Genomic DNA, 10,770 nt, shown 5'->3' with positions numbered 1-10,770 from the left:
TGACCACCCACACGACTGAAAGACGAGAGTTCTTTGAATCCAGGTTTACATAAACGAGCCATGGTTCACACCCACATCGCTAAGAGATAGGCCGTTAGATGCCTTCTCGTCGATTTTTGGGGTGTACCAGAAATGTCAATAGTTTTATTGTGATTTCATAAACTTTACACAAAAATAGAGATCCAAATTTATACAGCAACTGCATAACTCATGGTTTGAACCTACCAATACCCAATTATTGGGGACAACTGCATAACTCATGGTAATCAAATCCCTTCTCCCAAAAAATGGACAGCCTTTCCAGACCGCGCCGATTCATCACCCCCTTTTCAAGCCCAAATGCGCCGGTCTCATCCTTTGACTGCGCCACCAAAATTGAATGCTCCACCTAACCAACGTGATGAGAAAATGTAAAGCACCACCACCGGGATTGTGTAGAGAATCGAATAGGCCGCCAATTGACCGTACGCCACCATGCCATACTCAGAAAAAAACTGATAGATAGTCACGGCGGCAGGGTCCAAGTTCGAGCTTTGAATTAGCACAAAAGGGACAAAAAAATTACCCCAAGCGCCGACAAAGATAAAAATGCCAACCGCCGCCAAACCGGGACGCATGAGTGGTAGAATGACGCGCAGCAAACTCCCCAACACAGACGCCCCATCGACCCAGGCCGCCTCCTCAAGCTCTGTGGGGACACTATCCATAAAGTTCTTCATCATCCAAATTGCAAAAGGCAGGGACGATGCGACAAGAAATGTCCCTGTCCAAAAGAGGGAGTCTACAAGACCAAGCGCGTTGTATACCTCATAAACGGGAACCATCATCGCCGTGATTGGCAGACCTGTCGCGAAAAGAATGGTGTAGAGAAAGGGTTTTTTAAAGCGCAACTGGTACCTCGAAAGTGGGTACGCTGCGACTGTCGCGATAAGGACTGTCGCAACCGCTGTGCCGATTGACAAGTAAAAACTGTTGAGAAAAGCAAAGCCATTAGAAGCGGTTAACACCTGGTTGAAACTCTCCAGGCTAAACGGTTGTGGCCACTGCACAGACAAAGAGGCGTTTTGCGAGAAGGCCGCCGTGATGACCCAGAGCAGAGGAACTACAAAAAGAATTCCGATTACGATCAAAATGAGATTTATCACACCTTTGCTGATGATCACACGGGCTGTCATCTGCGATTCCCCCAAACCCAATTAAAGATCGACGTTTAATAAGCGGATGTAAAGCAAGGACGCGATGATGCCCATCAAGAGTAGAATGAGAGAAATCGCGCTACCATAGCCCAGTTGATAAAAGGAAAACGCTTGCTGATACATAAAGACAGGAAGAACGGACGTTTGCGTCCCTGGCCCACCGCCAGTCATGGCATAGATCAGGGTAAAATCGCCGAGCGTTTGCAATGTGATGAGAATCGTGTTTGTCATGATCGAATTCTTGATCACGGGGAGTACAATGCGAAAGAGTACCTGCCAAAACGTAGCCCCATCCATTTTCGCCGCTTCAATAAGTTCGTTTGGCACGCTGCTAAGCGCCGCCGAGTAAACCATCATGGAAAATGCGGTGCCCGCCCAGGTGTTGGCGATGATGACCGCAAGCAAGGGCTGCGTGAAGAGCCACGCGGGAGGATTGGCGATCCCCATAGACTGAAGCACGGTGTTCAACGTTCCATTCTGGCTGAGAAAAGCGAACCAGGTGAATGCCTTCACAATCTCAGGAATCACCCAAGCAGCGATCACGACAGCCCCCACAGCGGCGCGCACCACCGGATTGGCTCTTTGCATGAGAAGTGCGAGCAGAAGGCCCAAAACGGTTTGCCCGATCAATGCGGAACCGATGAAATACCAGAGCGAAATAAGAACGGCCTGCCAAAAGCTACCGCTTCCAAACATCAATTGAAAATTTCGAAGCCCCGTGAATTGGTAGTGGGTGGCAGTGGGTCCCGTAAGCGCGACGTTTGTAAACGAGATATAAAACGTCCAGAGAACAGGGCCAAAATAAAAGATCATCATGACAATCACCGCAGGCGCGAGAAAGAGAAGTGCCCGCCAAAGGGGGCGCTTTGACTTTCGTTGAGAGAGCGAAGACGTTTGAATGGGTATCGCCGTAGCCATGGTCTTCCCCTTTCAGGGTCAAGTGAGCGCGCTGCGGCAGGCCACACAGTCCGTCCGCAGCGAAAAATCATCATTTCACCGATGTGACATGCGCTTTTCCCACGTAATTCGTAACCTGCTGTGCATACTGCTGCATGGCTTGTGCAGGGCTCACACTACCTGTCATGACATTTTCCATTGCGTTTTGAATGTCATTTGAAATCGACGGATACTGAGCGAACGCTGGTCGAAAATGTGTAAATGCATTAAACGAAGCAAATCGACTTAAAATCCCGTGGCCTGCAGATTTGTAAGCTGGCATCGCGGCCACATCCTTGCGCGGAGTGACGTTCGCATCCATCAAGTCAATATGCAGCATATTGTTTTTGTTACAGGCTAGCTTGATGAAGTCCCATGCCATTTGCGCGTTTTTTGTTTTGGATGAAATGGAGAGCGTCCAGCCGCCACTCATCGACGTATAGCCATCACCATTTTGGTCGGGCATTTTTGCCACACCATATACGCTGTTCCACTTCGGCCACGGCGCAGGTCCTGTCGGAAGCCAGTTGCTGTACTCCCATACACCATCCAGCAAAATTCCTACTTTCTGCTTAGGCATTAATTGTTGAGTTGCGATCGTCGACGACTCTGGTGTTAAAGCATTCTGCAACGGTTCCGCCAAATTCTGCGTGAAGATCGTTTTTACAAAATTGAGCGAGTTTAAAAATCCAGGAGAAGACACCACCCAGCGCTTTGTCTTGCTGTCAAAAAGTGTATTGTGTGTTCCATAGAGAAGCATTTCAAATCCTTGCATCGTGGATGCCTCGCCCATCGGTTTTCCGCTGTAGAACCAGAGCGGTGTCACGCCGGGAGCTTTGGCTTTGATCGTTCGCGCTGCCTGCAAAATGTTCGCCCACGAGTGCGGCTGCCAGGGAACCGGCAAACCAACTTTTTTAAACAACGGTTTGTCATACCAAAGTCCACGTGTATCTGTATTAAACGGCACACCGTACACCGTTCCATTGGTCGATTCTGCCGCCTTTTGCATCGCAGGATAGAAATCCCTCTTCCATGCGGGCCAGCTATTTACAAATTTGTTCATTGGCATCAGGTACCCCGCGCTCGCATCCGAATTTACCAAAAAGGTATCCTCGACCATGATGTCCGGCGCAGTCTTGGCAGACTGGTTCATGAGATCAAGCTTTGTGTAATACTCGTTCTCAGACGCGTTGATCGGTTCCAACACGATCTTTGAGCCCGGATATATTTTCTGAAACTGTCCCCGAACAGAAGACAACCAGATCTGCGTTTGATGTCCACCGCCAAACTGCTGATAGGCAATGGTGATCGTCTTGCCTGCAAATGGGCTTCGCTTTACCGACGTCGCGTTTGCCGAGAGAACGACAAAATTTGCGAGAAGCGATCCTGTCGCCAATAGTGAAACGACGGCAAGCACTGCCTTTGTTTTTTTCTCCATTCATATGCCCCCTAGATTCATTGGATGGTAACGCTTTCTTTGAATCTAGCTCTAGTGTTATGCCACCAAATTGTCTAAGTCAATATGATTAATATGATTTTTCAAAAAATATTTTCTATTTTTCTGCGGTGACAAAGAAAATTAAACATTATAATAAATATAGGTAATAGACTGATTACACGACGAAAAACTACGGAGTGAACACAGTGGCGATCGAATCCCCGCTTTATGAAAAAATCTATCTTCTGTTGCGAGACGAAATTCTGTCAGGAAAAATTGCATCAGGGGAATCTTTGCCGCCGGAACCTGTTTTGTCACAGCGTTATGGGGTCAGTCGCATCACGACGACACGCGCCCTGCAGATTTTATCGGAACAGGGCTTGATTGTTCGCATTCGCGGGAAGGGGACATTCGTGCGCAAACTCGCATTCAACAAGGAAGAGACGCCAGGGGAATTAGCTGAGTCATCGCCAAAACCTATTGGTTATGTCGTGCCAAACTTCAGAGATACCTATGGGATCGAACTGTTTTCAGGTATTGAGTGCGCCGTTTCAAAGCGTGGAGGTTTCTTAATTGTCGAGCGTACGTATGGGGATCCCGATCGCGAACAAGAGGCGATTCGGCGTCTTTTGGAGCTCGGCGTTAAAGGACTGATCGTCTATCCTGTGAACGGCAAATATTATAACCCTGAGATACTGAGACTCTCACTTGAAAAATTCCCAGTCGTACTTGTCGACCGTCTCCTACCGCGAATTCCAATCCCGTCCTTTACAACTGACAACCGCATGGCCGCTTATCTTCTCACAGAGCATCTGCTTCAATGCGGGCACCGAAATATCGCTTTTCTTGCGCACGCGATTGATGGAACCGCCACACTAGAAGATCGCTATGCAGCTACGCCGCGGCGCATCGCGATGCAAACCTATCTATCGCACAGGAACTCTGCCCCGCGATCCTTTCAGAAACAGAATTAGACAATCGCGATCATGAGTACATGGATCAATGTGTACCGCTCACGGAGGCATTCTTCAAGTCACACAAGAACGTGACCGCCGTTGTGGCCGCCGAATACAACTTTGCGATGTACGCCTATGAAGCCTGCAACAGCCTCGGCTACCGTGTACCCGATGACATGGCGATCGCAACATTCGATGGTCCTTGCCCCAAAACAACACCTTGGCACTTTACACACATCCGTCAAGACCAATGGGCCATGGGCACACTCGCCGTTGAAAGCCTCTGGGCACAGATCGAGAAAGAATCAACGGATGACCATGCCTCTCAAACGCTACCCGGAAAACTCATCCTCGGTAACTCCACGCGGATGATCGTGCATTGAATGGGTACATCGCCCCATTCGTCCACTCATTAAGGTGCCTGAATTTCGATTAGTTCACCACTCTCCTTGTCCATTAATAATCCGTACACGCTAAGATCAGTTGGTATCAAAGGATGATCACGAAGAAATTGAACACTCTTTTGTAGACCCTCGATCACGGATGTGCTGCCTTCTAACCATTCATTAAGAGAAACGCCTGGAAATTCCGGCACACAATGTTTAAGCACGAAATCGATTGTCTTGATTTCCTCCTTTTTTTCTTCCTGTTCACAGATCTTATTTTGTAACTCACGCATGTTCACGGCATTCCGCTGCTCCCCTTTTATCCCTACCACGAAAATATCCTCAACCTTCTCCTGATATACAGCAACGATGATATCTCGCATGAGATCGCCATAGGGTTGGGAAATTTCCGGTCCGTATGTTTGTAACATCATCACGTTTTCCGGCTTGATCTCAGTTGCACGTTGTAGCAATGGTTGCAATTCTTGATCCATTCCAGTCAAGAACAACGCCTTTTTGTTCCCATCGAAATACATAAAGATACCTCCTCTTCTTGGTGGAATAGTAAATTATTTAGAAATTACGGATTCCGATTTTCTATGAAAACGTACTCGACAAATCACCTGACAACCTAAAAACCATGACGCGCTCCCCAGAACGAGTGCTAAGATCCGTATGAAAACTCAATACCTCAAACCCGACAATATTAGTAATCATCTCCTTCAAGTCCGCAATACCCGATTCCACCAGACTTGTTCGAGTCCTCTTTATCGATAACAATCCTTCTTTATCACTACACAGGACATATTCAGCAGGGGTTAAGATTCCGCGCAATGTAACAATAATCATATCGCGTAAAATGTCTGATTTAACTGTCAGAGATCCACGCCCGAGATAATCTTTCTCCCATTGTGTTACAGCTTTGCTGATTTCGGACTCGACCATACCCTTTGATTTATTCATAAGTTCCTACCTCTATTGTGATTTTTGATTAGCCAGAGAAGCTCGTATTTAAAACCAACTCTCCCAGTTTCCTTCCGGATCAATCATCGCAAGCCGAATCCAGCCATTTTCAACCTTTTGGCGGAATGCGGCATCGTGGGCCAGCAATCGCTCCACATATTGATCCGGCGCCTCGATGACCACCAACAACCGCAAAGGTGCGTGATAGAACGCTTCGTCGGTTTTCATGACGGATTGCCAGGGAAGTCCAATTAACAAATCACTTGCATTCCCCTGCATGACACCAACACCCGCTGTCACAGTTTGTGTCGCTTTGTTCCCGCTACCGTAATAATACGGTGCAACAGTCGATCCATAATACTGCAGGTTTATCCACTGAGCCACGGTTACTGGACCCGCGATAATGTTCGAAAGCAAGGTGCCATTATCATCCTTTTGCCAGTCGTAGGTGTGCAAAAAGACTCTCCCGTCCAAGTCGCACGCTTCGGTCAATCGCCGGGTGCCGATGATAAAGGCGGCGTTACGCGCCAGCCCCCATTCGGGACGCACTTCGCTCCAATCTTCCGCAAAACGATGCACCTCGTTCATTCGGCGTTTGAAACGAAATCCAAGATCAGGCAATCGCGCTAACTGCTCGGCATTCACGTGTTCACTTACCGTGGGCAACACCCCCTGGATTCTATCAAATGCTTCTTGTGCTGCTTTTGAAAGTTCGGGGACGTACAGCCAACGCAATTCATTGATCGTTGTGATATGCTCGGCGGCTGCAAACACCGTATCTATCGGGATGGATATTCCCTCCTTACAAAGCATTTCCCTCACTTTTGGACTGTTGCACAACGTTGCCAAAACCCTCGCATTAAAACCGCCTGATGCCCCGCCACAAGCCCCGCAGTCTAGTGCAGCTGCATATGGGTTGTTCGTACTGTGACTCCCATGCCCGCAAATGATTACGAGTGGAGCAAAGTTCTTCGTCAACCCCATCATGTTGAGCGCTTGCCGCACATAGTGCACTTTCTCTTGCTCAGAAAAACCGATCGGCAAGCCAACTTCTGGGTTCACATAATCAAGCGACAGTTCCGTGGCGGGTTTTTGCAAAAATTCTTGTCTCAGTTTTCTAAAGGCACGCCCGGCTCCACGCGGGAAAAAACTACGAGCCAACATGTGCAGACTGAGCCATGGGCCACTTACCTCTGGCAGCAATAAACTCGTCAATACATTTTGCTTCATGGTTTGAAACATGTGTTTTACCGAATTCACCACTTGTCGGCGTTGTTCATACGGTTTGAATGTAAAAGAAGGGGCAACCTCCTTAATTTTGTGTTGTGGTTTAAGGATTACCGGTAAGGACGCATGGCTGTGAGAACTGCCAAGTTTGCATGTCTCAATTGGCAGTCCAAAAAATCCAGCAACACCATACGTCTCAAATGGACCCGTTTTTTCAAGCGCGCGACGAAAGGGCTCTGACCGCGTGTCAATACAAAAAGCGAGTTGTACCAACGCAGGCTTTTTCGCATCGCTTGTGTACTTTTTCGATGTGATCATTGCTTTCAGTCGCTCTTCGTACGTTTCTTCCCATGCTTCAAGCCAAATCCTTCGCCGCAGAAACTCGTCAAAAGAATCAGCAAAAGATAGGTATGTTTGTTGCTGCGAAGCAGATAATTGTGGCCAAGCTTCAATCGGCAAATCACCCCAATGCACCCATGCCGCAATCAGTCGAACATGGAGTGATTGGTCTTTAGTCTGTTGTTCAGGTAAGGGTAAATAAGGTTTGATTAAAGCCCATTCCAGCAAAATCCGAACAGCCAAATACTCGGTGAGCAATGACTCTTCTTCAGGCGTTTGCTGCGAACGCCACAACATCATTCCAGCCCAACCCGGCAAGGACAGCAGATGCGCCTCAAGATAGTGCTGAATTTGACACTGGGAAATTTCAAACGCAGACAACGCTTCCTCTAAAGCATCGGTTGCATCTTTCGGACATTTTTTTAGCAGTTGACGTTGCCAATGATTCAGCTCCGGATCGTATTGCACAAGGCGGTGCCAGGCCCGATAGAAACCTTCCTCGCGACTTGGAAGTGCCCAAGCCGTGTGCGATCCGCCCAAAAACAACTTGCACCACTTAATCACGTGGCGGTCAAGATCTCGGGCTACTTTCACACCAGTTTGTTGTTCCAAGCGAAAACTCAAAGTTTGTATGGAATGTTGCTGTTTAATCCAGTAATCTGGAACACTCCATTTTGCTATTTGATTTTTTAGTTCAGGTGCTTCTAAAAGCGCAGAAGGCAGATCATCCAACTCTAATGCAGCCCGACAGAAGCGCTCTGCAACATCACGCGGCAATTGCAACGATTGTGAATCGAGCCAGCGTTGCAACCCTTTATCGACTAACTTCGGATCAATTTCACCCCGCTTCATCGCGTCTCGCAATAGCGAAACACCAGGATAGATATCCACGTCACGGATATCTTTGAGCCAACGCGCGACGTCGTCAAAAAAATGGTTTTCAAGTCCCAGCCAGGGGCTCCTTGCCGCAAACTCAGAAATCGGTCCAAGGGGTGCAATGACCCTGCTGGCGGAACTCACCAAATTAGGAATGTCACTGGTCGAAACAAGATCAAGAACATCAGGTATTTCCATTTCCTGTTTTAAACCAAGTTGTTCTGAGAATGTCAATGTTCCATCCATCGTGTTTCACCTCCTAAAGTACTGCGCAGCTGTAGATACTCCGGATGACTTTCAACCGCGTCGCGATGAGGTTCTCCAAATCGTACGAGCCACAGATACACAATCGCGTAGAAAGTAGATGATGGATGGCGAGATAACCACGCACCCGTCACAGTACCAATCAACAAGATAAATATAATTAAAATCATAACGAATGGATGTGGTTGGACTCCTTGCGGAATGGTTCCGTGCAACAACACATAGAAAACGGCAAGAGCGATGCCGAATACGATGAGCATTCCTGTAAATACGAAAAACCCCACAAAACGCCTAATACGCCCGTTATCCAAAGCCACAAGATGTAACCACGCAAAAGTCACAGACCATCCCAAGAGCAGGGCACTGATCATATCGTAGCCTTTGCCTTTGACAATGAACCAAAACCCAATTCCTGAAAGAAGTCCTAAAACGACACCGGCAATTCGCCATAAAGGTGAGGTTGTTTTTGAAGCTACTTGTTCGTGGCGATGAACAGCAGACCCAGCTTGCAAAAACAGGGCGGATTTGAATAGTCCATGTAAGACAGCGTGAATAATGGCTGCCAAATAGGCACCTAATGCGCATTGAATTAACATGAACCCCATCTGCGCAATCGTTGATCCCACTAATTGGCGCTTGTAATCCACTTGGACCAAGATTGTTCCGGTCCCAAGCAATACTGAAAAACCAGAGAGCACAATCAAAACAATTTGGGCTAAATCACCGCTGAAAACAGGGGCAAAGCGCGTCAGGATCATTCCGCCCGCGTTCACGACACCCGCATGCATCACTGCTGAAATTGGCGTTGGAGCAACGACCAAGTCTAACAACCAGCGTTGGAAAGGATATTGGGCTGCTGGAATGACCACGGCAATAACCAACAACAGGGATATTCCAGTTCTATCCCACGAGCTCAGTTGCGCCAGACTGTCTTTGGTAAGTACAAGTGAAAACTGCCAGTGTCCAGTCGCCATCGACAGCCAGGTTATTGCAAACAACAAAATGAACCAACTGAGTGCAAATAATCGACCAGCGCGCACAGCTGCAGTCCTTGCTACCTGCCAATCCCGATTCAACCGTATGAGCCACGTCAACCCAAGCAGCGTCCCTCCCCAAAAGACCAATAGAAAGCGAAGATCGTTGCTTAACCAGGCAACCGATGCAAAACCCGTAGTCAGTGTTAAGAGTGCAAAATATTGTCGATAATTTCGATCACCAAGTAATTGGTGAACCGAATAGCGTTGTACGACGAACCCGATCGTAAGAACGAAAAGTGCAGTCAGCCAAGCCAGGGGATCAAGGTGCCAAGGACCATAGATTCGACTCGTGCTCTTCGTCACAAGATTCAACAGTGCAATCAATGGAGGCAGTCCACTAATGCCAACATGAATACGGACAAAGTGTATGGGAACACGCGGATGCAATAGGACCACGGCGCTTAACGCCAATATCGCAAGGGATAAGAAAAACATGATAACGAACATCCTGTCCCCCCGTTCAATGATTGAAATCTAAAGAGTTTATTTTCTCCAAAAACATAAAAAACCGACAAATTCAAAATGAAATGGTCTTTTCGTGACCATTACACCCTGAATATTGTCGGTTTACCATCAACTAACCAAATTGGTTTTTTGAAAAGTCTACCTCGATATCATGTTTAGTTTTTACATTTACAGTCTACTCGTTATCCAGTATGCCGTCAAGTTTGACCTTGTTCACAGTAGTGACGCATGATCGTAAAGATGTTTATCGTGTCTACAGTCTTGACTTTATATCAAAGCCACCATGTCTACCCGCTAAATCACACGACATTGCCTGAACGCGCCAAACTCGAGTTATAATGTGTTTGTATCAAGTGAAAAATGAAAAGGAGCACACCATGAAGGCACTCGTCACTGGCGCAAATAAAGGCATCGGTTTTGAAATCGCCCGAAATCTTGGAAAGCGTGGCTATGACATTCTCATTGGGGCACGTGATAAAGTCCGTGGGCAGGCAGCCGTCGAAGAACTTGCCGCAGAAGGCCTATCAACGACGTACATCAAGATTGATTTAAATGATTTTGACAGCTTGCACACAGCGGCTAAAAGGATTGATTCGCTCGATATATTAGTCCATGAGTTATGCAGTTGTCCCCAATAATTGGGTATTGGTAGGTTCAAACCATCTCATTTCCAGTTTCGTTGGCCAA

The 10,770-nt window shown here is 47.4% G+C and carries 10 protein-coding genes; 3 read left to right on the top strand and 7 right to left on the bottom strand.

What is annotated here, in order from left to right; all coding sequences use genetic code 11:
- Positions 1–350: 350 nt before the first annotated feature.
- From ATW55_RS09860 to ATW55_RS09850, 3 genes are all read right to left on the bottom strand, one after another.
- Entirely contained in the window at positions 351–1,175 is an 825-nt protein-coding gene (locus tag ATW55_RS09860; protein ID WP_067716589.1) for a carbohydrate ABC transporter permease, read from the bottom strand.
- A gap of 21 nt (positions 1,176–1,196) precedes the next feature.
- Positions 1,197–2,114 (bottom strand): carbohydrate ABC transporter permease, encoded by a 918-nt coding sequence (locus ATW55_RS09855; protein ID WP_082685733.1) that lies wholly within the window; start codon positions 2,112–2,114, stop codon positions 1,197–1,199.
- 70 nt (positions 2,115–2,184) lie between these two features.
- Complete coding sequence (locus ATW55_RS09850; protein WP_082685732.1) at positions 2,185–3,570, bottom strand: extracellular solute-binding protein; 1,386 nt, start codon at positions 3,568–3,570, stop codon at positions 2,185–2,187.
- Positions 3,571–3,776: 206 nt separating this feature from the next.
- On the opposite strand from ATW55_RS09850, the gene ATW55_RS09845 reads away from it, so the two are divergent.
- Both ATW55_RS09845 and ATW55_RS09840 read left to right on the top strand, forming a co-directional pair.
- The gene (locus ATW55_RS09845; RefSeq protein ID WP_067716586.1) at positions 3,777–4,544 is read left to right on the top strand and encodes a GntR family transcriptional regulator; all 768 of its coding nucleotides are present in this window, start codon (positions 3,777–3,779) and stop codon (positions 4,542–4,544) included.
- Between the two features lie 20 nt (positions 4,545–4,564).
- Positions 4,565–4,909 carry a substrate-binding domain-containing protein gene (locus tag ATW55_RS09840; protein ID WP_067716581.1) on the top strand — a complete coding sequence of 115 codons (345 nt, stop codon included), beginning with the start codon at positions 4,565–4,567 and terminating at the stop codon, positions 4,907–4,909.
- 29 nt (positions 4,910–4,938) lie between these two features.
- Here the strand turns inward: ATW55_RS09840 and ATW55_RS09835 are convergent, their stop codons facing one another.
- The 4 genes from ATW55_RS09835 to ATW55_RS09820 form a co-directional block, all read right to left on the bottom strand.
- Positions 4,939–5,448 (bottom strand): hypothetical protein, encoded by a 510-nt coding sequence (locus tag ATW55_RS09835; RefSeq protein WP_067716577.1) that lies wholly within the window; start codon positions 5,446–5,448, stop codon positions 4,939–4,941.
- A gap of 61 nt (positions 5,449–5,509) precedes the next feature.
- On the bottom strand, positions 5,510–5,875 hold the full coding sequence (locus tag ATW55_RS09830; protein ID WP_067716573.1) for a DUF2294 domain-containing protein: 366 nt from the start codon (positions 5,873–5,875) through the stop codon (positions 5,510–5,512).
- 48 nt (positions 5,876–5,923) lie between these two features.
- Entirely contained in the window at positions 5,924–8,515 is a 2,592-nt protein-coding gene (locus ATW55_RS09825) for a DUF2309 domain-containing protein (protein WP_153005116.1), read from the bottom strand.
- 32 nt (positions 8,516–8,547) lie between these two features.
- Positions 8,548–10,065 carry an NADH dehydrogenase subunit 5 gene (locus ATW55_RS09820; protein WP_067716566.1) on the bottom strand — a complete coding sequence of 506 codons (1,518 nt, stop codon included), beginning with the start codon at positions 10,063–10,065 and terminating at the stop codon, positions 8,548–8,550.
- Between the two features lie 371 nt (positions 10,066–10,436).
- Between ATW55_RS09820 and ATW55_RS09815 the strand changes: the two genes are divergently transcribed.
- Positions 10,437–10,721 (top strand): SDR family NAD(P)-dependent oxidoreductase, encoded by a 285-nt coding sequence (locus tag ATW55_RS09815; RefSeq protein WP_235587077.1) that lies wholly within the window; start codon positions 10,437–10,439, stop codon positions 10,719–10,721.
- Positions 10,722–10,770: the final 49 nt, after the last annotated feature.

It is taken from the genome of Ferroacidibacillus organovorans, from assembly GCF_001516615.1.
Classification (GTDB): domain Bacteria; phylum Bacillota; class Bacilli; order Alicyclobacillales; family SLC66; genus Ferroacidibacillus; species Ferroacidibacillus ferrooxidans_B.
The sequence above is the reverse complement of the archived record's forward strand: the minus strand, read 5'-3'. Positions and strand labels throughout refer to the sequence as shown.